Origin of the sequence: Streptomyces sp. PR69 (assembly GCF_026420845.1) — a bacterium.
Classification (GTDB): Bacteria; Actinomycetota; Actinomycetes; order Streptomycetales; family Streptomycetaceae; genus Streptomyces.
On the sequence record NZ_JAOWCB010000024.1, the window covers coordinates 69,945 to 92,153 of the forward strand.

The 22,209-nt window shown below is 68.3% G+C and carries 20 protein-coding genes and 2 pseudogenes; 17 read left to right on the forward strand and 5 right to left on the reverse strand.

Annotated features, from left to right (window positions below):
• Nucleotides 1-251: 251 nt before the first annotated feature.
• From OF819_RS21410 to OF819_RS21460, 11 genes and pseudogenes are all read left to right on the forward strand, one after another.
• Nucleotides 252-812 (forward strand): YqgE/AlgH family protein, encoded by a 561-nt coding sequence (locus OF819_RS21410; protein ID WP_267245228.1) that lies wholly within the window; start codon nucleotides 252-254, stop codon nucleotides 810-812.
• A 101-nt stretch (nucleotides 813-913) separates the two neighbouring features.
• A complete protein-coding gene (locus OF819_RS21415) occupies nucleotides 914-1,201 on the forward strand; it encodes a DUF3039 domain-containing protein (RefSeq protein WP_267245229.1) in 288 nt (95 codons plus the stop codon).
• 263 nt (nucleotides 1,202-1,464) lie between these two features.
• Nucleotides 1,465-1,635 (forward strand): annotated as a pseudogene (locus OF819_RS21420) (ABC transporter substrate-binding protein); the annotation flags it as partial.
• A gap of 23 nt (nucleotides 1,636-1,658) precedes the next feature.
• Complete coding sequence (locus OF819_RS21425; RefSeq protein WP_267245255.1) at nucleotides 1,659-3,341, forward strand: beta-N-acetylhexosaminidase; 1,683 nt, start codon at nucleotides 1,659-1,661, stop codon at nucleotides 3,339-3,341.
• Nucleotides 3,342-3,656: 315 nt separating this feature from the next.
• Complete coding sequence (locus OF819_RS21430) at nucleotides 3,657-4,604, forward strand: FAD binding domain-containing protein (protein WP_267245230.1); 948 nt, start codon at nucleotides 3,657-3,659, stop codon at nucleotides 4,602-4,604.
• Complete coding sequence (locus OF819_RS21435) at nucleotides 4,601-6,214, forward strand: 2Fe-2S iron-sulfur cluster-binding protein (protein WP_267245231.1); 1,614 nt, start codon at nucleotides 4,601-4,603, stop codon at nucleotides 6,212-6,214. Before OF819_RS21430 ends, OF819_RS21435 begins: the two co-directional genes overlap by 4 nt.
• On the forward strand, nucleotides 6,211-8,526 hold the full coding sequence (locus OF819_RS21440; RefSeq protein WP_267245232.1) for a xanthine dehydrogenase family protein molybdopterin-binding subunit: 2,316 nt from the start codon (nucleotides 6,211-6,213) through the stop codon (nucleotides 8,524-8,526). Before OF819_RS21435 ends, OF819_RS21440 begins: the two co-directional genes overlap by 4 nt.
• 25 nt (nucleotides 8,527-8,551) lie before the next feature.
• A complete protein-coding gene (locus OF819_RS21445; RefSeq protein ID WP_267245233.1) occupies nucleotides 8,552-8,974 on the forward strand; it encodes a hypothetical protein in 423 nt (140 codons plus the stop codon).
• Nucleotides 8,975-9,046: 72 nt separating this feature from the next.
• A complete protein-coding gene (locus OF819_RS21450; RefSeq protein ID WP_267245234.1) occupies nucleotides 9,047-11,215 on the forward strand; it encodes a hypothetical protein in 2,169 nt (722 codons plus the stop codon).
• On the forward strand, nucleotides 11,215-11,784 hold the full coding sequence (locus OF819_RS21455) for a hypothetical protein (protein ID WP_267245235.1): 570 nt from the start codon (nucleotides 11,215-11,217) through the stop codon (nucleotides 11,782-11,784). The genes OF819_RS21450 and OF819_RS21455 overlap by 1 nt, the downstream gene beginning before the upstream one ends.
• A 234-nt stretch (nucleotides 11,785-12,018) precedes the next feature.
• The gene (locus OF819_RS21460) at nucleotides 12,019-12,549 is read left to right on the forward strand and encodes a hypothetical protein (RefSeq protein WP_267245236.1); all 531 of its coding nucleotides are present in this window, start codon (nucleotides 12,019-12,021) and stop codon (nucleotides 12,547-12,549) included.
• A 302-nt stretch (nucleotides 12,550-12,851) separates the two neighbouring features.
• Here OF819_RS21460 and OF819_RS21465 read toward each other — a convergent pair whose 3' ends face one another.
• Nucleotides 12,852-13,178, reverse strand: coding sequence for a hypothetical protein (locus OF819_RS21465; protein WP_267245237.1), 327 nt, complete (start codon nucleotides 13,176-13,178; stop codon nucleotides 12,852-12,854).
• A 989-nt stretch (nucleotides 13,179-14,167) separates the two neighbouring features.
• On the opposite strand from OF819_RS21465, the gene mycP (OF819_RS21470) reads away from it, so the two are divergent.
• The 3 genes from mycP (OF819_RS21470) (at nucleotide 14,168) to OF819_RS21480 (ending at nucleotide 17,306) form a co-directional block, all read left to right on the forward strand.
• Nucleotides 14,168-15,451: a type VII secretion-associated serine protease mycosin gene (gene mycP, locus OF819_RS21470; protein WP_267245238.1), complete on the forward strand. Its 1,284-nt coding sequence runs from the start codon at nucleotides 14,168-14,170 to the stop codon at nucleotides 15,449-15,451.
• 139 nt (nucleotides 15,452-15,590) lie between these two features.
• On the forward strand, nucleotides 15,591-16,760 hold the full coding sequence (mycP, locus tag OF819_RS21475; protein WP_323748950.1) for a type VII secretion-associated serine protease mycosin: 1,170 nt from the start codon (nucleotides 15,591-15,593) through the stop codon (nucleotides 16,758-16,760).
• 72 nt (nucleotides 16,761-16,832) lie between these two features.
• On the forward strand, nucleotides 16,833-17,306 hold the full coding sequence (locus OF819_RS21480; RefSeq protein WP_267245240.1) for a VOC family protein: 474 nt from the start codon (nucleotides 16,833-16,835) through the stop codon (nucleotides 17,304-17,306).
• 57 nt (nucleotides 17,307-17,363) lie between these two features.
• On the opposite strand, the gene OF819_RS21485 is transcribed toward OF819_RS21480, so the two are convergent.
• Together OF819_RS21485 and OF819_RS21490 are read right to left on the reverse strand one after the other, a co-directional pair.
• Nucleotides 17,364-17,540 carry a DUF397 domain-containing protein gene (locus OF819_RS21485; RefSeq protein ID WP_267245241.1) on the reverse strand — a complete coding sequence of 59 codons (177 nt, stop codon included), beginning with the start codon at nucleotides 17,538-17,540 and terminating at the stop codon, nucleotides 17,364-17,366.
• A complete protein-coding gene (locus OF819_RS21490) occupies nucleotides 17,537-18,223 on the reverse strand; it encodes a DUF5753 domain-containing protein (protein ID WP_267245242.1) in 687 nt (228 codons plus the stop codon). The genes OF819_RS21485 and OF819_RS21490 overlap by 4 nt, the downstream gene beginning before the upstream one ends.
• Before the next feature lie 54 nt (nucleotides 18,224-18,277).
• Here OF819_RS21490 and OF819_RS29275 point away from each other — a divergent pair.
• The 3 genes and pseudogenes from OF819_RS29275 to OF819_RS21505 all read left to right on the forward strand — a co-directional run.
• Nucleotides 18,278-18,772, forward strand: a pseudogene (locus OF819_RS29275) (MFS transporter); the annotation flags it as partial.
• A 276-nt stretch (nucleotides 18,773-19,048) separates the two neighbouring features.
• Nucleotides 19,049-19,465 (forward strand): hypothetical protein, encoded by a 417-nt coding sequence (locus OF819_RS21500; RefSeq protein ID WP_267245243.1) that lies wholly within the window; start codon nucleotides 19,049-19,051, stop codon nucleotides 19,463-19,465.
• Complete coding sequence (locus OF819_RS21505) at nucleotides 19,462-19,773, forward strand: transcriptional regulator (RefSeq protein ID WP_267245244.1); 312 nt, start codon at nucleotides 19,462-19,464, stop codon at nucleotides 19,771-19,773. The genes OF819_RS21500 and OF819_RS21505 overlap by 4 nt, the downstream gene beginning before the upstream one ends.
• Nucleotides 19,774-19,898: 125 nt before the next feature.
• Here the strand turns inward: OF819_RS21505 and OF819_RS21510 are convergent, their stop codons facing one another.
• The gene (locus tag OF819_RS21510) at nucleotides 19,899-20,444 is read right to left on the reverse strand and encodes a hypothetical protein (RefSeq protein WP_267245245.1); all 546 of its coding nucleotides are present in this window, start codon (nucleotides 20,442-20,444) and stop codon (nucleotides 19,899-19,901) included.
• 616 nt (nucleotides 20,445-21,060) lie between these two features.
• Entirely contained in the window at nucleotides 21,061-22,140 is a 1,080-nt protein-coding gene (locus tag OF819_RS21515; protein ID WP_267245246.1) for an IS110 family transposase, read from the reverse strand.
• Nucleotides 22,141-22,209: the final 69 nt, after the last annotated feature.

The following is a 22,209-nucleotide window of genomic DNA, read 5'->3' on the forward strand; positions in this document are numbered from 1 at the left end:
CCAGAGAAAAGATTAAGGGGCTTCTACCCGCGTCCTGTACGGCCAAGACGTGTATGGGAATGTAATGAATCCGGCACAACACTTTCTGTTCGCCGCGTCTTGCCGAGCGTGACCGTTTCGGACGGGCCAGGCGGCGACGAGATCCTTCGCGGTCGGGGCTGAGCTGCGCTCATACGTCCAGTGGCAGGCGGTCTGGTGTGCGCTCGGCCATGAGCCCCCCACCGGGGCCGAAGATGCGGGATCATGTCGGCATGACCGAGGTGTCCTCGCTCACAGGCCGGCTGCTCGTCGCCACCCCCGCCCTGGCCGATCCGAACTTCGACCGGGCGGTGGTGCTGCTGCTCGACCACGATGACGAGGGCTCGCTCGGCGTCGTGCTGAACCGTCCGACGCCGGTCGGGGTCGGGGACATCCTGGAGTCCTGGGCGGATCTCGCGGGCGAGCCGGGCGTCGTCTTCCAGGGCGGCCCGGTCTCCCTCGACTCGGCGCTCGGCGTCGCCGTGATCCCGGGCGACGAGGGGCCTTTGGGATGGCGGCGGGTGCACGGGGCCATCGGCATCGTGGATCTGGAGGCCCCGCCGGAGCTGCTCGGCGCGGCGCTGGGCTCGCTGCGGATCTTCGCCGGATATGCGGGCTGGGGCCCCGGCCAGCTGGAGGACGAGCTGGGCGACGGCGCGTGGTACGTGGTGGAGTCCGAGCCGGGCGATGTGTCCTCGCCGCACCCCGAGACGCTGTGGCGGGCGGTGCTGCGGCGGCAGCGCAGCGAGCTGGCGATGTTCGCGACGTACCCCGACGACCCCTCCCTGAACTGAGCCGGCCCGCTCCCCGGACCAGCCCCCGGACCGAGCCCCGAACCGCGTCCCTGAACGAGTCTGTGAACCGATCGCGGGCGGCTTCAGTACCCTTGGCACTTATGAGCACTCTTGAGCCCGAGCGCGGGACAGGCACGGGAACCCTCGTAGAGCCGACGCCGGAGACGTCGCACGGCGATGGCGACCACGAGCGCTTCGCCCACTACGTCCAGAAGGACAAGATCATGGCGAGTGCCCTCGACGGCACTCCCGTGGTGGCACTGTGCGGAAAGGTCTGGGTGCCGGGGCGTGACCCCAAGAAGTACCCGGTCTGCCCGATGTGCAAGGAGATCTACGAGTCCATGGGCGTCGGCGGCGACAAGGACAAGGGCGGCAAGGACAAGAAGTAGCGGTCCTCTCACCGCTGGGGACGGCCTCCGGGTGTGCGTATGCGCACACCCGGGGGCTGTCTGTGTTTGCGGCCGTCTGTGTTTGCGGAGGCCATGGCGGGCGGCCCTGAATGGCGCGGGCGCGCGGCCGGTCATGGAGTGCGGGCATGGAGTGGTCGAGACCTCTTGTCCGGAAGTTTGTCCTGGCTCTAACCTCCTGCGTGTTGTGCAGTGCGAAACATGCGTTGCGTATGTTGCAACACTCATGCTGGAGGGGACCCCTGATGAAACTCTCCGTCCGCATCGCCGCCCCCGCCCTGGCACTTGCGCTGACGGGCCTCGCCGCCGCCTGCGCCCCGCAGACCTCCGACAACACCCCCGGCGAAGGCAGGAAAACCGGAACTCTGCGCGTCTGGCTCTTCCAAGAGGTTGGCAACGCCCCAAGGAGCAGACTGAACCCGTGGAAGGGACCGCACCCATGGATCTGATCCCGGCCCCCGCGCACATCGACGGCCCGTACGGCCCGTACGACAATCCGCACCACGGTCCGCACGGCGTCGCGTTCCCCGTAAACGCCCGTACGGCTCTCGCGGCAGCCCCCGGCACCGATCGCACCGCGCGCTGGCTGCGCGGCGTGCTCGGCGGCGCGCTGGCCCTCGAACTCCCGCCAGGAACCCCCGGAGCCGCCGACACCGTCACCCTCCGGCTCGACCCCGGCCTCCCGCCCGAGGGATACCGGCTCACCGTCGCCGAGGGAGTCGAGATCGCCGGCGGCGATCCAGCCGGAGTCTTCTGGGGCGCCCAGACCCTGCGTCAGCTCCTCGGCCCCGACGCCTTCCGCCGCGCACCGCTGCGCCCCGACGCGCACCGCGCCATCCCGCACCAGACCATCGAGGACGCGCCCCGCTTCAGCTGGCGCGGCCTGATGCTCGATGTGGCACGGCACTTCATGCCCAAGGACGGCGTCATGCGCTACCTCGATCTGCTCGCCGCCCACAAGCTCAACGTCCTCCATCTCCACCTCACCGACGACCAGGGCTGGCGTATCGAGATCACCCGCCATCCCGAGCTGACGCGCACCGGCGCCTGGCGCGCCCGTACGCAGTGGGGGCACCGGGCCTCGGAGCTGTGGGACCCCGCCCCGCACGGCGGCTACTACACCCAGGACGACATCCGGGAGATCGTCGCCTACGCGGCGGAGCGGCATATCCGCGTCGTCCCCGAAATCGACATCCCGGGCCACTCGCAGGCGGCCATCGCCGCATATCCGGAACTCGGCAACACCGACGTCATCGACACGACCTCCCTCGCCGTCTGGGACACCTGGGGCGTCAGTCCGAACGTACTCGCCCCCACTGACACCGTGCTCCGCTTCTACGAGGACGTCTTCGAGGAGGTCCTCGGCCTCTTCCCGGCCGACGTCTCGCCGTTCGTCCACATCGGCGGCGACGAATGCCCCAAGGACCAGTGGAAGGCGTCCCCGACGGCCCAGGCCCGCATCAGGGAACTGGGGCTCGCGGACGAAGACGGGCTCCAGTCCTGGTTCATCCGCCACTTCGACCGCTGGCTGGCCGCCCGCGGCCGCCGGCTGATCGGCTGGGACGAGATCCTGGAAGGCGGTCTGGCCCCCGGCGCCGCCGTCTCCTCCTGGCGCGGCTACCGGGGCGGCATCGAGGCCGCCCGCGCGGGCCACGACGTCGTCATATGCCCCGAGCAGCAGGTCTACTTGGACCACCGGCAGGCCGAAGGCCCGGAAGAACCCATGCCCATCGGCTATGTACGCACCCTGGAAGACGTCTACCGGTTTGAACCTGTTCCGCCCGAGCTCCGCGAACTGCCCGGGGCCGCCCGCCATGTCCTCGGCGCACAGGCCAATGTGTGGACGGAGGTCATGCAGGACCGTTCCCGCGTCGACTACCAGGTCTTCCCGCGGCTGGCCGCCTTCGCCGAGGTCGTCTGGTGCTCCGCCCTCCCGGACCCCGTCGAACGCGACTTCGCGGAGTTCGAACGGCGCATGGCCGCCCACCACGCCCGCCTTGACGCGCTGGGCGTCGACTACCGCCCGCGCGGCGGCCCGTTGCCCTGGCAGCGCCGCCCGCTCCCCGCAGGGGTGACAGGCCCGCTCGGACGCCCGATCGAGGGCGCGCCCCCAAACGTGTGAGCTGCCCGGAAAGGAGCATGGCCCGCACCCCGGCCCTGCGACCGTGGACAGCCCCAAGAACATGTCGCACAACAGTCGCAAGTCGCACACACCATGATCCCGCGATCCGGCACGAGGCGTCTGGGAAACCGGACTATTGGTACGAGCAAGGCTGTCGGGGCACTTCAGGCTCAATGCGCCCTTCGCGGACCCTCGCGCCGACCGGTCCGGATGATGTGCCAGAGTTGCCACGTCCAGGCTGTGAGCACGTACGGTACGGCCACGTACGGTACGGCTCACAGACGGATGGCCGGGACACCGGGAAGGGGCATCTGGGTGACCACGCACGCACCGCAGGCGGCGCACTCCGTCACGCTGCCAGTCTCGCTCGACGAGGCCGTGGCGGCGCTCGCCGCCATGCCCGCCGCCGTCCCCGTCGCAGGCGGCACCGATCTGATGGCCGCCGTCAACAAAGGCGAGCTCCGCCCCGCGGGACTCGTCGGCCTCGGCCGCATCAGCGAGATCCGCGGCTGGCACTACCAGGACGGCCACGCCCTGCTGGGCGCGGGCCTGACCCACGCCCGCATGGGGCGGCCCGACTTCGCCGCCCTCATCCCCGCGCTTGCCTCCGCCGCGCGGGCCGCGGGACCGCCCCAGATCCGCAACGCGGGGACGCTCGGCGGCAATATCGCCTCCGCCGCGCCCACGGGCGACGCCCTGCCCGTGCTGGCCGCCCTCGAAGCCGACCTGGTGATCGCGGGGCCGGGCGGCGCACGTCGCGAGATCCCGGTCTCCCATCTGCTGGCCGGCCGCGAGATGCTCGGTCCCGCGGAACTCATCGGCCAGGTGCGCGTCCCGCTGCTGCACGCCCCCCAGGTTTTCCTGAAAGCCACCGGCCGCACCGGCCCCGGCCGCGCCACCGCCTCCGTGGCCGTCGTCCTCGACCCGGCCCGCCGCGGCGTGCGCTGCGCCGTCGGCGCGATCGCCACGATGCCGCTGCGGCCGCTGGAGGCGGAGCGCTGGATCGCCTCGCTGATCGACTGGGACGGCGAGCGCGCGCTCACCCCCGAGGCGCTGTCCGCCTTCGGCGACTATGTCGCGGCCGCGTGCATCCCCGACCCGGAACCGGCCCCGGCGGCCGGTGCGGACGGAGACACGGGCGCGGGCACGGGCGCGGTTGCGGGCGCGGCCGCGGAACAGCCCGCACTGTCGCCCGCCGTACTGCATCTGCGGCGCACCGTCGCCGCGCTGGCCCGTCGAGCACTGGGGAGGGCGCTGTCGTGAGCACCGACGAGAGCGAGCGGCAAGGACAGGGCCGGGCCGCCGCGCAGGGGGAGGGCGGCTGGCAGCCGACCTCCCAGGGCGGCGAGTACGACGCCGACGCCACCGCCTTCTTCCAGCTGCCCGCCGACGATCACTCCCAGGGGGGTGCGCTGGACGCCGCGGCGCCCTTGGAGGCCCCGGGCCATGGCTATGTGCCGCCGATGATCACTCCGCTGACGCCGGCGGCCGACTTCGACCCCGCGGCGACGGCCAGCTGGGCCGCGCCGCAGCCGACCGGCCAGTGGGACCTCGCGGAAGCGGCGGGGGCCCCCGAGGGGGAGCCGCCGACGGCCGCGGACGCCCCGGCCTCCTCCCCGTCGCCGTCCTCGTCGTCCCCGCTGTCACCGGCTGCCTCGGAGCTGACCGGGCAGTGGACGATCCCGGTGGCGAACGGGGATCTGCCGGATGAGTCGGGCGAGTACTCGACCTCTGTCTTCGCCTCCCAGTGGGGCGGTGCGCCGCCGCCCGCGACGCTGCCCGGCGGTGCGCCCGCCCCCTGGTCGACGGCTCCTTCCGAGGCGTCCCCCCGGGTGCCCGCCCAGGACCGTCCGGCGACCCTGCCGGGAGGCGCGCCCGCGCCCTGGGCGGATGCGCTGAGCGAAGCCGGCGCGCCTGCCGTGGTGCCCCCGGACGAGCCGTCGCCGGCGGCGGAGGAGCCGGCGGCGCACGAGGACGCCGTGCCCGCGCCTGAGGCCTGCGCGCCCGAGGCCCCGGAGGCGGCCGCAGCGGTCCCGGAGCCGGTCCCGGAGCCGGAGGCTTCCGCGCCGATGCCCGACGAGTCCGCGGTCTCCCAGTCCCCGCAGCCGCAGCCGCAGCCGGAGCCGGAGCCGGACTCCACGCACGCGTCGCCCCCCACCCCGGAACCCGGCCCGGAACCCGGCCCGGAATCCGCCCCGGAGCCCGCCCCGCCCTCGACCCCGCCGAGCGACGAGCACCCCTCCACCTCGTACGTCCTGCGGGTCAACGGCGCAGACCGCCCCGTCACCGACGCCTGGATCGGCGAGTCGCTCCTCTATGTGCTGCGCGAGCGCCTCGGCCTCGCCGGTGCGAAGGACGGCTGCTCGCAGGGCGAGTGCGGCGCGTGCAACGTCCAGGTCGACGGCCGGCTCGTCGCCTCCTGCCTCGTGCCGGCCGCCACCGCCGCCGGCTCCGAGGTCCGTACGGTCGAGGGGCTCGCCACGGACGGCGAACCCTCCGACGTTCAGCGCGCCCTGGCCAAGTGCGGCGCGGTCCAGTGCGGCTACTGCATCCCCGGCATGGCCATGACCGTCCATGACCTCCTCGAAGGCAACCACGCGCCCACCGACCTGGAGACCCGCCGGGCGCTCTGCGGCAATCTGTGCCGCTGCTCGGGCTATCAGGGCGTGCTGGCAGCCGTACGCGAGGTGGTCGCCGAGCGGGCGGCGAGCGCCGCCGCCGCGGCCGAGGCGGACGCCGAGCGGGAGGACGGCAGCGGGCACGGCAGCGGACACGGCAGAGGGCCGGCGGTGGCGGAACCTCGCATTCCGCACCAGGCGCCGCCCGGCGCAGGTAGTGTGCACCCCCACCCGCACGACGGAGGCATGGCGTGAGCAACGACGCGGCCACCACCGCGACGCCCCCGGCGGTCGACGGCCCCCCGCAGGAGCCCGCCGCCCATGGCATCGGCGCGTCCCTCCCGCAGGCCGACGCCCGCGCCAAGACCGAGGGAACCTTCCCGTACGCCTCCGACCTCTGGGCCGAAGGCCTGCTCTGGGCGGCGATACTGCGCTCCCCGCACGCCCACGCCCGCATCGTCTCCGTCGACACCTCCGCCGCGCTGGAGATGCCGGGCGTACGGGCCGTGGTGACACATCAGGACATTCCCGGCGACGCGGCGTACGGCAAGCGGATCGCCGACCGCCCGGTCTTCGCCTCCGACGTCGTACGCCACCACGGCGAGGCGATCGCCGCGGTCGCCGCCGACCACCCCGACACCGCCCGCCTCGCCGCGGCCGCCATCGCCGTCGAGTACGAAGTGCTGGACCCCGTCACCGACCCCGAACAGGCCTTCGCCGCCGAACCGCTGCACCCCGACGGCAACCTCATCCGCCATATCCCGCTGCGCTACGGCGATCCCGAGGCGGTCGGCGAGGTGATCGTCGAGGGCCTCTACCGCATCGGCCGCCAGGACCCCGCCCCCATCGGCGCCGAAGCCGCGCTCGCCGTACCGCGTCCGGACGGCGGGGTGGAGCTGTACGCCGCCTCCACCGACCCGCACGGCGACCGCGATCTGGCGGCCGCCTGCCTCGGACTGGAACGGGACCGGGTCAAGGTCGTCGTCACCGGAGTCCCCGGCGCGACGGGCGACCGCGAGGACCCCGGCTTCCAGCTGCCGCTCGGCCTGCTGGCGCTGAAGACCGGCTGCCCGGTCAAACTGACCGCCACCCGCGAGGAGTCCTTCCTCGGCCACGCCCACCGCCACCCCACCCTGCTGCGCTACCGCCACCACGCCGACACCGAGGGCCGGCTGGTCAAGGTCGAGGCCCAGCTCCTCCTCGACGCAGGCGCGTACGCCGACTCCTCGTCCGAATCCCTCGCCGCCGCTGTCGCCTTCGCCTGCGGCCCGTACGTCGTCCCGCACGCCTTCGTCGAGGGCTGGGCGGTCCGCACGAACAACCCGCCCTCCGGCCATGTGCGCGGCGAGGGCGCGATGCAGGTCTGCGCCGCGTACGAGGCGCAGATGGACAAGCTGGCCGCCAAGCTGGGCCTGGAGCCGCACGAGGTACGCCTGCGCAATGTGCTGGCGACCGGCGACATCCTGCCCACCGGCCAGACCGTCACCTGCCCCGCGCCGGTGGCCGAACTCCTGCGCGCCGTACGCGACTACCCCCTGCCGCCCCTCCCCAAGGACACCCCGGAAGACGGCTGGCTGCTCCCCGGCGGCCTTGAGGGCGCGGGCGAACCGGGCGCGGTGCGCCGCGGCGTCGGCTACGCCCTCGGCATGGTCCATATGCTCGGCGCGGAAGGCGCGGACGAGGTCTCCACCGCGACCGTCAAGGTGCACGACGGCGTCGCCACCGTCATCTGCGCGGCCGTCGAGACCGGCCAGGGCTTCGCCACCCTCGCCCGCCAGATCGTCCAGGAGACCCTGGGCATCGAGGACGTACGCGTCGCCCCCGTCGACACCGACCAGCCCCCGGCCGGCCCGGCCGCCCACGGCCGCCACACCTGGGTCTCGGGCGGCGCGGTGGAGCGCGCCGCCAAGATGGTGCGCACCCAGCTGCTGCAGCCCCTGGCCCATAAGTTCGGCATGTCCACCGAACTGCTCCAGATCGCCGACGGCAAGATCACCTCATATGACGGCGTGCTGTCCACCACCGTCACCGAGGCCATGGACGGCAAGGAGCTGTGGGCCACCGCCCAGTGCCGCCCCCACCCCACCGAACCCCTCGACGAGTCCGGCCAGGGCGACGCCTTCGTCGGCCTCGCCTTCTGCGCCGTCCGCGCGGTCGTCGACGTCGACATCGAGATCGGCTCGGTCCGCGTCGTCGAAATGGCCGTCGCCCAGGACGTCGGCCGCGTCCTCAATCCCGCTCAGCTGACCGCCCGCATCGAGGCCGGCGTCACCCAGGGCGTCGGCGCGGCCCTCACCGAAAACCTCCGCACCGCCCGCGGCCTCCTCCGCCGCCCCGACCTCACCGGCTACGCCCTCCCCACCTCCCTGGACGCTCCGGACATCCACATCGTCAAACTCGTCGAGGAACGCGACGTCGTGGCCCCCTTCGGCGCGAAACCGGCGAGCGCCGTCCCGGTGGTCACCTCCCCGGCGGCCATCGCCTCCGCGGTCCGCGCCGCCACCGGCCGCCCGGTCAACCGCCTCCCCATCCGCCCCCAGGCCGCGGTCGCCACGCCTCACCCGTAGCAAGCCGCGGGTACGGTGGATCACGATGGTTTGGGATGAGTGGGAACAGATCAAGGCCGAGGCAGCGGCGGGTCATGACCGTGACCTGCAAGGAAGTGGGGCGGGTGGCACCCCCGGCACGGCTGACCTCAAGACCAGTGCGCAGGGCAAACGCGGGGCGATCAAGGCACTCGTGGAAGTGATACGTCCCGGTCTGGACAAGGCGGGTGTCCATGCCGATGAGACCACCGACGACGCGGAGCGGGAGTTCCAGGGCTGGGCGACGGGGGCCGGCCTGAAGGACGCGCACGACGAGTGGGCTCTGCAGGTGAGCGGCCTCAAGGCGCGTCTGGCTCAGGAACAGGAGTTGCTGGGCCGCACGAAGAGGGACTTTCAGCTCTTCGAGCACGGCGTGGAAAGCTCCTTGATGCGAATCGCCCGGGGGCCGGACCCTCGCCGGGACGCGTGACCTCTACCTTTCGTGGCTCGCATACGCAGGCGCAGGGCGGGCCCCGTGCGCAGCAGATTTCAAGGAGTGGGCATGCTCACCTACCAGGACGTCGTCACCATCCGGCTGACGCCGCTGACCGCTGCCGCCGTCGCATGGGATGAGATGGCCGACGGCTTCAAGGACCTGGGCAAGGCCTATGGGGGATGCGTTCAGGGCATCGCGACCGACGGTGAATGGGTCGGCCTCAGCGCCGAAGCCGCCGACGCCCGCCTCACGGCGACACGAAAACAGTTCGAGGCCGCTGCGGTTGAGGCTCGCGCCATCGCATCGATCCTGCGAGACATCCATGAGCAGTTCACCGAACGCATACAGGCCGTGAGGCGTCTGGTGGAGTCGGCCAAGGAGGCCGGCATACACATAGACACCAAGGGGCGGGCGCATCTCGACACCAGCAAGAGCACGGGCGCCGGGGGCGGCGTCCTCGGTGACGATGTTCAGCGCGTGATGCATGAAGCAAACTGGACCGCTGCCGTGGCCGCAGCCGTCCAGGCGGTCGATGACGCCGACCAAGGAGCCAAGCGGGCACTCCGGGATGCTGCCGGCATCAAGGACTTCTTCAAGGAGATGTTTGACACTGCCCGGGGTACCGCGCACGACTTCAACGCCGGCGCTGTCGGCGACATCGAGCTGGTAGAGGCACGCGAGGCCAAGAAATACGCGGACCAGATCCTGGCCGGCGAGAAGCCTGCCGACCCTGAGGAGTGGGCGCGACTGATGCGCGACAACTCCGGCGACAAGGTGTTCAGTCAGACGCTGCTCAACCACCTGGGTCCCGAGGGGACGATCAAGGTGACCAATCAGCTCAACACCTTCGCCTACGACTCGGACACGGGTAACAGGCAGCACTACCTGGGGGCTGAGCGAGGGCTCGCCAGCGCGCTGGCCACTGCGACTCAGGATCCGCGATCCCAGTTCTACAAGGAGTTTCACACCGGTCTGAAGGAAGCCGGGATGAAACGGTACGAGTGGCAGGGTGAGAAGGTGCGTGGATACCAGTCCCTTGTCGCTCTCATGCAGCACGGTGAAGGGTACTCGGACCGGTTTATGCACGATCTCTGCGACGATCTGATTGCCGCAGAGAAGTCAGACAAGGATGACGACACCTGGGACCTCCCCAAGAGGTTCGTCACGCCACGAGACGAGTGGTTTGCGAACGATCCCCTCGACGGCCTGCTCGGCATCATGAGCAAGGACCCGGAGGCATCGGCAGCGTTCCTCGACCCCGAGTCCGACCCCAACCCGGACGACGGAAAGAAGGAAGGAAACGACCGGCTGGAGTACTTGACGCGGAAGCGGGACTGGGATGTCGTCGACGGGCATCCTCACATGCGGAACCCACATGACCCCGACAGCATCTGGGGCGATCCCCTTCGCAGTTCGGACATCGAGGACGCACAGACCAGGGCAGGGTTCGGCGCGGCGCTGGTGGCGGGAACGACGGGCATCGACCCCTACAACTCGGGCGGCGGCTATGTCCAGCACACGGACGCGAACAACCGCGTGTTTGAGAACGCGCTGAAGCACCTCGCCGCCGAGGGCGACAACTTCCCACCGAGTCTGCGCACACCGATGGCAGTGGCCATGGGTAACTACGGAGACGACATACATGCCGCAGCAAGTGCTCACAACGCCGGAGAGAGCCCTCTGGACCGGGGACAAGTACTTGAAGTAGCGAAACAGGTATCCCGTGGCCAGTTTGCGTACGGCACGCTTCAGGACAGCATAAACCGAGAAATAGTCCATGATATCAACACGGGCAAGGAGGGCGACGAGGAACCCCTGAGGAGGGCGGGCCGCACGATCGGCTTCTTGGAAGAGGCCCGATATCAGGGTCTCAAGGTCGACGCGGATGACGCTAAGAGTAAGGCCACCTGGGAAGCAAAATGGGACTACCACACCTGGGGTGGTGTCGTGAACTTCATTCCGTATGCAGGTGACGCAGCACAGCGAGGTGTCGACGTCATCACCGCCAAGTGGCTTGAGGAAGAGACGGCAAGGATCGAGCAAGGCGTGGCGCGGGACAACTTGGCTACAGGTCTCGACCGAGAGGGGCGGCTTAAGGAACTGGCTGGTCTTTGGCGAGACAAAAATCCGCAGGCGAAGGCAGAGGAAAGCATGTGGATGTCCACTGATCGAATCGATGATGCAGCCAACAATGGAAATGCGGCTGCTCGGCGCCTGGCGAGTAAGGGGTCATAATGCGCCGACTCAACCTCGTGGCGCTCAGCGTCCCCGTACTACTCCTTGCCGGCTGCTCGGGAGAGGGGCCTGAATATGGCTATGCGATTCCGGAAAGAATATGCGATGTAAATGTTCCGGCTTCCGTTGTCCAGCCGCTGCTCCCCCCGGGTAAGGCGGTCAAGGAGAACCTAAGGGGCACGCCAGGTGAGAGTCAAAGCTGCGGGGTGATAGTCGATGAAAGAGTCGACCTATCGGTCTCGTTTTCACGACAAACCGGGGAGCTTGATATCGCCCATGAGGCAGATGATGACTACGTCGACCTGAAAAGGGTTTCATTGGGCGGGGTGGTGAACAGCGCCGCAGTCGCCGATGATGGTGCTGTGGCATGGATGGCCTGCAGTCCAAAACCGAATCAGCCCCAGTACGAGACGCCGGAGACCCAGACGGGGAAATACACTCACTTGGTCCTGGAAGTCCGCGCCGGAGATGGGGTAAATAAACCTAAAGATATCGAAGAGTGGCGGGCGCATATCGAAAAATTCTTGCGCGCTTACGTCCCGGAATTGGTTAAAGCCTGGTGCGCATGACGGGAACCCGGTTGGAGCGGTCGAACCCTACTCGGCTCCAACAAGGGGCCCGTGACGAAGATCGCCCGTGCGAAGCCACCCAAACCGGACCATCTGCTCTGGTCGCCATGCCGCAGTGACGTGGTGCACATTGCGGCAGCAACCTCCAGGTGCGTCTTGTCAGTACGCCTGACTACAGTTAGGCCTGAGACTTTGTGTTGCACGGGGATACAACTACGGGGAGGCGTCGGTTTCATGGCGGACGACGGGGGGATGTCGGCGGACGAGCGCATGCTGCGGATGGTCAATCCAGCGCTGGCGTCGATGCTGTACGACCCGGAGTCGATGACGTCGTTCAAGAAGCGCGTCGACAAGCTGCTGGTCGATCTGATGGGTTCGCCCGCCGCGCCGGACCAGGTGGGCGCGTCCCCGGTCGGCCGCAGCCAGTTCGGCGGCGGGGGCGGAGCGTGGGCCGAGGCATCGGGCATCTTCAATGCCTACGAGAACGTCATCACCCAGCTCAAGGAGCTCTCCCAGCTGCTCGCCGACTGCATCGAGGGCATGGGCATCGCGGTGGTGTCCGCCAAGGACGGCTACCAGGGCATGGACGACGACGTCCGCCGGCGGATGCTGGCCATCCGGCAGCGCACCGAGGATCGCTACGACCCCGAGCGCGACCCGGTCGCCCAGGAACTGGCGCGCGAACGCGCCCAGGCCGCAGGCGGCGCGGACACCGCTCCGGGCACTGGCAACGGCGACTCCGCTGGCGCGGGCGGCTACCAGTAGGCGACAGGCGATTCACGGGGAGATGGGGTCATGGTTAACGCAGCTGCCGGTGGCGGTGGTGGGGGCGGCGGTACGTCGTTCGAGAGCATGTCGCATGAGCAGATGTTGGCGTGGGTGGATGAGGCGTCGAGTTTTCATGTGCGGGATGCGGGGGATCGGCTGGCGAGGGCTGCGGGGGAGATTCGGCAGATTGCGTTGCAGTTGAAGTTTCGTCCTGAGCGGGTGGAGTGGCAGGGCGAGGGCTTTGAGGCGTTTGTGGAGTGGGCTGCGAGTCTGTCGTCGGCGACGTTTCGGCTGGCGGATTACAGCGATGAGGCGTCGAAGTGGTTGAGGGAGGCTGCGGTGTCGATTTCGGCGGCGCAGTCGGGGATTCCTCGGTATACGTCGAAGGGGTCGGCGCAGGCGAGTCTGGATGCGGCGCGGGCGCATCGGAATGATCCGGATGCGCGGGTGGTGGCGGAGAAGGCTGAGGCGGCTTTGGCGGTGTCGCGGGAGCAGCAGCGGCTTGAGGCGGCTGCGGAGATGCGGAAGTTGTCGCAGTCGTATGAGCAGTCGTCGTCGCAGATGGCGAGGCAAGAGGTGCCGACGTTCCAGCCACCGCCGGACCACTTCGTGCCCGAGGGTGACACAATCGTCAGCTCGCAGGGCTATGACCGTTCTGGCCCCACAGGTACGGGCGGGAACGGTACCGCCCCGCATTCTCAGGGCTCTCACGCGAGTGTGACGGGCGGGCCCGCTGCTGCGGCACGAGTTGAGACGGCGTCTGCCGGTGACTATGCGCGACCTGACGGGCCGAGTGTTGCGTCGTCGTCCCCGGTGGCGTTGGGGATCGACAGTGTGGCTGTGCCGACGCAGACGGCTCCTTCTGGTCCTGCGGTGACGCCGAATGCTCCTGCTGCGGGTCGGTCTGATGTGAGTGTGCCGCCGTTGGTGACGGGTGCGCCGCCGGTGGCAGGTGGTGGGTCTGTGAAGTCGCAGGGTGGCGGGTCTGGCAGTTCGCGTCCTGGTGGTGGCGGTGGTCGTGGTCCGGTGTCGCCGGTGACCGGGCAGCAGGTGGGCGGCGGTGGGTCGGCTGGTCCTGCGGGCCGGGTGGCGCGTGAGGGTGTGGTCGGTGGTCGTCCGGTGCCGCCTGCGCAGTCTGGTCGTGCGGCGACGGGGTTGCCGCGGGGGATGGTGGTCGGTACGGAGTCGGGTGTGCACGGCCGTCCTCCGATGGCGCACGGCACGGGTGGTGCGGCCGGCGGCGGTGTGGGCGCGGGTCAGAGTGGTGTGGTCGGGGGTCGTCGTCTTGCTGGTGAGTCCGGCGGGGTGGTCGGTGGGCGTCCGGCGCAGGCGGGTGTGGCGGCTGGTCGGCCGTTCACGCCGGGTGGTTCGGGTCTGGTGCGCGGCAGTGGACCTGGTGGTGCGTCGGGTGGTGGGGTGGGTCAGTCGGCGGGGATGCGTGGTGGCATGATGCCTCCGGCTTCGTCGCCGCGGTCGGGTTCGCGGCGTGAGGACGCCAACGGGCGGCGGCCGGACTATCTGACTGAGGATGAGGAGACCTGGCAGCAGGGCCAGCGCCGGGTCGCTCCCCCTGTCATCGACTGAGCCCCGAGGGACGCGAGCGAAGAGGATGCGTATGCCTGTCAGCACTCAGCGGGCCCGTGGTCGGGCCGTGGTCTCGGCGGTCCTGGGGTTGCTGCTGGCAGGCATCGCCGCCACCCCCGCACACGCCGATTCGGTTCGTTCGGATCAGTGGTATCTGGATGCCATGGGCGCAGAGGGCATTTGGAAGATCAGTACCGGCAAGGGTGTGACCGTCGCCGTCATCGACACAGGTGTTGACCGCACAAACGGAGATCTTCGAGGCCAAGTTCTTGAAGGAAAGGACTTGGCTCTCGATTCTCCGGGCGATGAGCACACCGACTACACGGGACACGGTACTGGTATGGCCGGCATTATCGCTGGCACAGGCAAGAGCGGAGGCGGCGATGGCGCGTTTGGCCTTGCTCCCGGAGTGAAGATCCTTCCTATTCGCACGCCAGACTCCCGCATGGGTGCCAATCGCACGTCACACATCAATAAGTTCAACAAGGCTGCATCAGAGGGCATCCGGTACGCGGCAGACCAGGGCGCGAAGGTCATTAATATCTCGATGAAAGTGTTGAGCGGATCCCCTGAGCTCACGTCCGCTGTGAAGTACGCTCTTCACAAAGGCTCGTTGGTCTTCGCTGGTACAGGGAATGGCGGAGACCAAAGGCTTGGCTACCCTGCGGCAACGCCAGGGGTGGTCGCCGTTGGTGCCCTAGGGAAGGACCTCAAGAAAACTGATGAGTCGCAGTACGGTCCTCAGGTGGATCTGTCAGCTCCGGGCGAGGACATAGTTCATGCTTGTGGCGGGACTGAGTCCGGACTTTGCCGGTCCCATGGCACGAGCGCAGCGACGGCGCTGGCCTCCGCCACTGCGGCGCTGATCTGGTCCAAGCATCCCGAGTGGACCAACAACCAGGTTCTGCGTGTCATGCTCAATACCGTGAGCGGGCCGACGAGCGGCAGTCAGCGTAACGATCACATCGGCTACGGGGCTGTCCGCCCCCTCCGCGCGCTGCAGGAGCCCGGCGACCCTGGGCCCGCTGGCGAGTACCCGCTGCCGGACCTCGCCGCAGCCGAGTCGCCGTCACCGTCTCCGGACGCCTCCAAGCCGACCGCTGGCTCACAGCCCGGCGACAGCAAGACGGCGGCGGCAGTCCCGACCGCTGGTGACAGCGGCGACTCCAACACGGGACTGTGGATTGGACTTGGTGTCGGCGCGGCCGCCTTCATCGGTGCTGCCGTCGCCTTCTCCGTCATCCGCCGTCGTCGTGCGCAGTCGGCCCCGGCCGTGGCACATAACTCGTACCAGCAGCAGTACCCGCCGCTGTAGGCAGACACAGAACGAACCAGACCTTTCTGGCGAGTTGAGGACTGAATTGATTGGTCGCCCCCGTCACCGGCTGCCCCACATCAACGGGCTGAGGAACATGGCTGGTGCCAGGATTGTGCGAGGGGCTCGTGGTCGGGCCGTGGTCTCGGCGGTCCTGGGGTTGCTGCTGGCAGGCATCGCCGCCACCCCTGCACATGCTGAGTCGATCCGTTCCCAGCAGTGGCATCTGGATGCCATGGGGGCGGAGGAGATCTGGAAGATCAGCACCGGCAAGGGCGTGACTGTCGCCGTCATCGACAGCGGAGTCGACCCTGGGAACGGCGATCTGAGGGGCCAAGTCCTCAAGGGCAAGGACCTGGCCCCTGATGAAAAGGGTGACGAGCACACCGACTACGACGGCCACGGCACCGGCATGGCTGGGCTGATCGCAGGCACGGGCAAGAGCGGCGGCGGAGACGGGGCCCTTGGGCTGGCGCCTGGAAGCAAGATTCTTCCCATTCGCGTGCCTGACGGCGAAATGGCGGCTAACTTCGCCGAGGGCACTGAGGATTTCAACAGGGCTGCCCCGGAGGCCATTAGGTTTGCTGCTGATCAAGGTGCGCAGGTCATCAACATCTCAATGGGCGTGCCGGAAACCACGCCTCAGCTCACAGCGGCTGTCAAGTACGCTGTTGACAAGGGTTCCGTGATCTTTGCTGCAACGGGTAATCATGGCAATCGCAAGCTTGCCTTCCCCGCTGCGACCCCTGGTGTCGTCGGTGTTGGGGCCCTCGACCAGAACCTGAAGAAGACCAAGGAGTCGCAGTACGGGCCACAGGTCGACATATCGGCACCCGGTATCGACATGGTCCATGCCTGTGGCGGCAGTAAGAACGGACTGTGCACATCGCACGGCACCAGTGACGCCACCGCCATCGCCTCCGCCACCGCCGCCCTCATCTGGTCCAAGCATCCCGAGTGGACCAACAACCAAGTCCTGCGCGTCATGCTCAATACCGTGAGCGGGCCCACCAGCGGCAGCAAGCGCAATGACCACATCGGTTACGGGGCCGTACGTCCCCTCCGGGCCCTCCAGGAGCCCGGCGACCCCGGGCCCGCCGATGAGTACCCGCTGCCCGACCTCGCCGCGGCTCAGTCCGAAACGCCTTCGCCCGAGGCCTCCGAGTCGGCGGGTGGGGGCGAGGCGGCGGAGGCCCAGGCCCCTGCCGGGGACAGCGGCGGCGGCGTCGGTCTCTGGGTAGGGCTCGGCGTCGGTGCGGCGGTGATCATTGGGGCTGCCGTCGCCGTTCCGCTCGCGCGCCGCCGGTAGCGATGAGTTTCGCGGAGCCGGGCGGTCTATCCCTGCGGAAGGAATGAAGCCACCACGCAGGGAGAGCCGACAATGCAGAAGATCAAGACCTTTCTGTGGTTCGACAAGCAGGCCGAGGAAGCCGTCGCGCACTACACGTCGATCTTCGACGACTCGCGGGTCGTCTCCGTGGCGCGGTACGGGGAGGCCGGGCCGGGGGAGCCCGGGTCGGTGATGACCATTGAGTTCGAGCTGGCGGGACAGCGGTTCATCGCGTTGAACGGCGGGCCGGAGTTCACCTTCAACGAGGCGATCTCCCTGTCCGTGGACTGCGAGTCGCAGGACGAGGTCGACCGGTACTGGGCCGCGCTCACCGAGGGCGGGGAGGAAAAGCCCTGCGGGTGGCTCAAGGACAAGTACGGGCTGTTCTGGCAGATCACCCCGAGGGTGCTCCTTGAGCTGATGAGCGACCCCGACCCCGCCAAGGCCGGTCGGGTCGCGCAGGCCATGTTCGGGATGAAGAAGATCGACATCCAGGGCCTGAAGGACGCGTACGAGGCGGCGTGAGCCGACAGCGCCCCCGGCCGGAGTCGTGCCGCGCCGGCCGGGGGCGCTCGTGCGGCGTCAGCGGGTGAGGGCCGAGAGGAAGGTGTCCCAGGCCGTGGGGCTTATCTCGATCACGTCGCTGTGGCCGGTCTTGGTGTCCGCGACCGCGATGGCACCGGGAGCCGGAGCCACCGCCACGCAGTCATCGGTGCTGTAGCTGGATGTGCGGAACTCGACTCCGTGGAATGTCGTCATGTCGTCTCTCCCAGAAGCTCTGCGATATACGAACGCGACTGGCTCGGGGGCCACGCCAGACTCACAAGGTCTGCGAATGTGTTGTGCATGGTGGCCATGTCATCGAGTCGCGTCGAGTATGAGCCTCCCATGATCGACTCACAGTAGCCAACTGCCTTACGGGCCAACTCCGCCTCCCCTTCGGGCTCTTTGGCGAATGCCCAGAGGGAGAACTGCGAGGCGAACTGGGGCGGGACCACATGGAACGGGAGGACCTGTACGGACAGTGAGCGGATGTCCGTCATCGCGAGCAGCCTCCGGAGCTGCTTCCGGTGGGCCTCGATGGCATCCAGTCCAGGGGCGTGCACCAGCGCCTGCTCCCCGACCACGAACGCTGCCCGCAGCTCGCCCCGTTTCGCTCGCTCAAAGAACGAGACGGCGCGTGCGGACTTCATCAGAGTCCGTCGCCTGATCTCGCGGTCGGGCAGCCGGGGGAGGGCGGCGCGGATGATGTGCTGGCCGTATTCAGGGGCCTGGAGCAGGCCGGGGACAGTCAGCAGTGAGTAGGAGCGCAAGGACGAGGCGTGGGCGTCAAGTGCCGCCAGGCGTTCGATGTTCGGGCCGCCGTAGGGTGTCTGTTCGACCCGGCCCTGGCCGCTCTGGTCCGGTGCCCGCAGCAAGCCGATGAGTTCTTCCGTCCGCATATCCCCAGCCCCTTGGTGCCGTCACGACGAGTGGCGGGGCTCACACTACAGTTGGTGACGGGTCGATCACTACCGGGTTCAGGAGTCGTACGACCAACGGACCAGCCGTCGCCCCGTCTTGCGACGCTCATCGCCTTCGAGGCGACGGCCGTTGGAACGGCCATGCCGGGTCGCGGCCCACGAGCTGAACGGCCTGTCCCTGTATGCCTTCGCCTTCCCCGGGTACTTCACGACCAGCCTCTTCGCCATGGGCCTCTCCGGGCGGTGGGCCGACCGCGACGGGCCGTGCGGCCGCTGGCCGCCGGGATTGGGGCGTTCGGGGCCGGTCTGGTGCTGTCGGGGACGGCTGGGGCGATGTGGCTGTTCATCCTGGGGTGGGCCATCCAGGGGTTCGGCGGCGGGCTGATGATCGTCGCGTTGTGCGTGGTCGTCAGCAGGGCCTACGCGGAGCGGCTCCGGCCCGCGATCATGGCGGCGTTCGCGGCGAGCTGGGTGATTCCGTCCGTCGTGGGGCCGCTGGTGTCGGGGACGGTCACCGAACGGCTCGGAAGGGGCAATGAGATCGTTCTGGCCGCCACCGTGCATCCGGCCTGGCGCGTCGCAGACGCACCAGGCACGCGGCAGCGGTACCGCGGCTACGGCTCTCTGCCCTGGTCGATAGCCGCACTCAGGCTCTGGTGGACGCTGCGGCCGGACCGGTGTCCAGGTGAGAAGCCCCACGCCCAGCAACTGTGCGGCGCGCTGTGTCCAGGCAGGTATGGTTGCACTTATCGAAATCACTTGGCAAACTAGGAAGTCGCCAGGGAGTAGAGGGGATGCGCAGTCGTGACACGGAATCTGGATCCGACGGAGCAACTGAGGGCCGCTGAGGCGGTGCCAGGGTTCGCCAGAGGCGCAAACCGCAGCGAGCGAATCCTCGCTGCCGTTTCGGTCGCTGGACTCTACGTAGGTCTCGCCATGGCCATGGAGAGTGGCATATCCGGCACGGGAGGGGTCTTCACCTTCCTGGCGGCACTTTCTCTCGCTCTGGCATGGTGGTGGTACCACCTCGGCGCTCCCGGCAGGAGGCCGCATACCCGAACAGAAAAAAGCACCTTCCTGTTCACCGTCATGACACTGGCCATCCCAGGACTCAGCCTGATATGGGGAGACGGCCAGAACGGTCTCGCGGCTCATCTGGTGGCGGCAGCCGTACCGACCGTCGGTCTAGCCCTGTACCTGGTTATGCGCTGGAGGCGATGACAGTAGTGTCTCAACCGCGCGCTGCGCTATCCACAGTCATCCACTCGCCCATCCGGCTGGCAATCCTAGGCGCTCTGCGGCAGGTCGAGTTGGCTAACTTCTCCGATCTGCGTGAAGCGTTGGAGCTCACCCCGCCCGAGCTCTCTCGCCAGCTGGGCATTCTGGAGAAGGAAGGCATGGTGGAGATCGCCAAGTTTCGTGAACGACGGCGCACTGTAACCCGGGTCAGACTTTCCGATCCGGGGAGGGAGAGATTCGAGGTGTATCTCAACGAACTGCGAAGGATCGTGGGGTCGCAGATCACCTGAGCTGGTGTTTCGTCTCCATCAAGCCTAAGCGAGCTCGATGGAGACGAACACTAGATCATCCGATCAGGGAACTCGGAGGTCGGGTCACGGTGGTGCGCTCCCTCCGCCCATGCCCCTGGGGGTGCTCAATCCGCCCAAGGCGTGGCACACCAGATCGCGTAGGCACCCAGTGCGGCGGCCATGCCTGCGACCCCACCCTTGACAGCGACCTTGATGCCGCGCTTCGCGGCCTCCTTGATGATCAGCCGCGCGGCATCCTGGAAATGCCTCTTCTTCAACTTGGCCGTGATGGCAGAGGTGGCACCCCCTAGACCGCCGAGCCCCACAGCCTTCAGCAGGCAGGTTGTGTAGCTGCGCTTGACACGCTTTCCGGAAGCCGGAGTGTAGGTTGCGTTCTCGGCCTTGAGTGCATCGGCAAACTCGGTACCGTACTTAGCCGCGGTGGCGTCGTAGTCGAAGTTCCCGAACTCGTCGAGATGTTCACCATCAACGATCGCCTCCAGGTAGGTCGCGAGCTCCGCGACGTCCGACGGAGAGACCTCCTCCGCGACTACCGGTACGGACGAGTCAGTGTTGACGGCGGCCTGAGCCTGGCTCACGCCTGTGAAGGTCATGGCCACGGCACAGGCGGCTGATACAACGGCAGTACCGATACGCTTGCGCGTCTTCATTAGTTTCCCCTTAATGAACAAACATGCACAGGGAAAGCAGCCCGCAGTGTCAGAGACACCGCGATCCTTCCGATGTCGCCCTGAGCTGACGTCACGCAATGCGCTGAGCGCTCTCTGCCCAAGAGCGGGTAGGGCGAAGAGGATTACGGTCCACTGGTGCCTTGCGGGCCTTCCCCCAGTGCGTACCCGACAACCTTGGTCGTGATCATCAGGCTCGAACGGGATGACTATATGATCACGACCAGTTATGCGCAAATGTCCCCCCGCTCCTACCCTTTGTTGGCCGAAATGCTTTGGCCTCAGACTCGTTTGTGGTGTGCGAGCGTTCTGGCCGGAGAATGCTTCGTGGCCTTCACTGAGAGGTTCCTGCCTTCGCAGCGCTCGATCTGCGGATGAAGCGACCTGCCTTGACAGCGAGTTGGGAACGTAACCGCAACCCGGTCCGCCTCACCGCCGCCGATCGAAGTACGTCGACGCGCTAAGGGCTTGCCGGTAAACAAGTCGTAGCTTCCGACTCCGGGGATCGTTGCTGTGGTATGGGGAGTCCGTGGGGGTGCCTCTATGTCCTTCGTCAAGGCATCCCTGTCGGGTTTGGGGTGATTCGGTCTTGCTGGGGTTATGCGGCGAGTTCGATGTCCGCGGGCGTGCGGGGTTCGTAGAAGGTGCCGTCTCGGAGCATGGCGCGTTTGAGCTGGCGGTTGCCTCCTCGGGGTGCGTGTTCGCCGTGGATCGAGGTCCCCGACGACTTCGTGGTCGGGGCGAGTCCGGCGTAGGAGGCCAGGTGGGCGGCGCTCGGGAAGCTGGTGCCGTCGCCGACGGTGACCAGCAGGACGGCGGCGGTCCTGACGCCGACGCCGGGCATCGACGTCAGGACCGGGGAAAGAGGGTGCGCCTCCAGCAAAGCGTTGATCTGGGCTTCCAGGGCCCGGCGCTGTTCGTGGACAGCGGCGAGAGAGCGGGCCAGGGAGGGCACGACGATGTCGAGGGTGCCGGTCCCCGGGACCACGACGGTCTGCTCGTCCAGGGCGTCGAAGACGTCGTCGATCAGCCGCTCGGCCATGCGTGGGGCCTTGGGCCGGATGAGCTCGACGAGTCTGCGGCGGCCGGCTTTGCGCAGTGCAGTCGGGGAGCCGTAGCGCTCCAGCAGCCAGGTCACGGCCTGGTGGTCGAGGCGGGGCCCCAGAACACGCTCCAGCGACGGGTGGAACTGGGTGAGCAGGCCGCGTATCCGGTTGGACGTGCGGGTGGCCTCAGCCGCGAGATCCTGGTCGAAGCCGACGAGGACCGTGAGTTCGGCGGTGATCTCATCGGTCAGTTCCAGGGACCGCAGGGTGTGCGGCATGGTCCGGGCCGCATCCGCGATCACCGCGGCGTCCTTCGCATCGGTCTTCGCCTCGCCCGGATACAGGTCGGCGATCCGACGCATGGCCAGGCCGGGCAGATAGGCCACTTGGCAGCCGGCGTCGCGGGCGACGGTCAGTGGGAGGGCGCCGATCGAGGCGGGCTGATCCACGATCACCAGGACCGTGCCGAACTTGGCGGCCAGCTTGTCGAAGACGGCCCGCAGTCTCGGCTCGCTGTTGGGCAGCTGCTTGTCGAAGACCTTCTTCCCGGCCGGGGTGAGCCCATGGCCGTGGTGAGCACTCTTGCCGACGTCCAGGCCGAGGAACACCCCCACGTCTTCGGTGTCGAACATCGCACCCTTCCAGGAGAGTTGAACGTGCCGGCCTCGGCAGCGGTGTCGTACGCGCGCATCCACGTTATG

What these genes read in the sequence shown, in the direction of transcription:
- OF819_RS21410 (WP_267245228.1), top strand. Translation starts at nt 252, where the DNA reads ATGACCGAGGTGTCCTCGCTCACAGGCCGGCTGCTCGTCGCCACCCCC.
- OF819_RS21415 (WP_267245229.1), top strand. Translation starts at nt 914, where the DNA reads ATGAGCACTCTTGAGCCCGAGCGCGGGACAGGCACGGGAACCCTCGTA.
- OF819_RS21425 (WP_267245255.1), top strand. Translation starts at nt 1,659, where the DNA reads ATGGATCTGATCCCGGCCCCCGCGCACATCGACGGCCCGTACGGCCCG.
- OF819_RS21445 (WP_267245233.1), top strand. Translation starts at nt 8,552, where the DNA reads ATGGTTTGGGATGAGTGGGAACAGATCAAGGCCGAGGCAGCGGCGGGT.
- OF819_RS21450 (WP_267245234.1), top strand. Translation starts at nt 9,047, where the DNA reads ATGCTCACCTACCAGGACGTCGTCACCATCCGGCTGACGCCGCTGACC.
- OF819_RS21455 (WP_267245235.1), top strand. Translation starts at nt 11,215, where the DNA reads ATGCGCCGACTCAACCTCGTGGCGCTCAGCGTCCCCGTACTACTCCTT.
- OF819_RS21460 (WP_267245236.1), top strand. Translation starts at nt 12,019, where the DNA reads ATGGCGGACGACGGGGGGATGTCGGCGGACGAGCGCATGCTGCGGATG.
- mycP (WP_267245238.1), top strand. Translation starts at nt 14,168, where the DNA reads ATGCCTGTCAGCACTCAGCGGGCCCGTGGTCGGGCCGTGGTCTCGGCG.
- OF819_RS21480 (WP_267245240.1), top strand. Translation starts at nt 16,833, where the DNA reads ATGCAGAAGATCAAGACCTTTCTGTGGTTCGACAAGCAGGCCGAGGAA.
- OF819_RS21485 (WP_267245241.1), bottom strand. Translation starts at nt 17,540, where the DNA reads ATGACGACATTCCACGGAGTCGAGTTCCGCACATCCAGCTACAGCACC.
- OF819_RS21490 (WP_267245242.1), bottom strand. Translation starts at nt 18,223, where the DNA reads ATGCGGACGGAAGAACTCATCGGCTTGCTGCGGGCACCGGACCAGAGC.
- OF819_RS21505 (WP_267245244.1), top strand. Translation starts at nt 19,462, where the DNA reads ATGACAGTAGTGTCTCAACCGCGCGCTGCGCTATCCACAGTCATCCAC.
- OF819_RS21510 (WP_267245245.1), bottom strand. Translation starts at nt 20,444, where the DNA reads ATGAAGACGCGCAAGCGTATCGGTACTGCCGTTGTATCAGCCGCCTGT.
- OF819_RS21515 (WP_267245246.1), bottom strand. Translation starts at nt 22,140, where the DNA reads ATGTTCGACACCGAAGACGTGGGGGTGTTCCTCGGCCTGGACGTCGGC.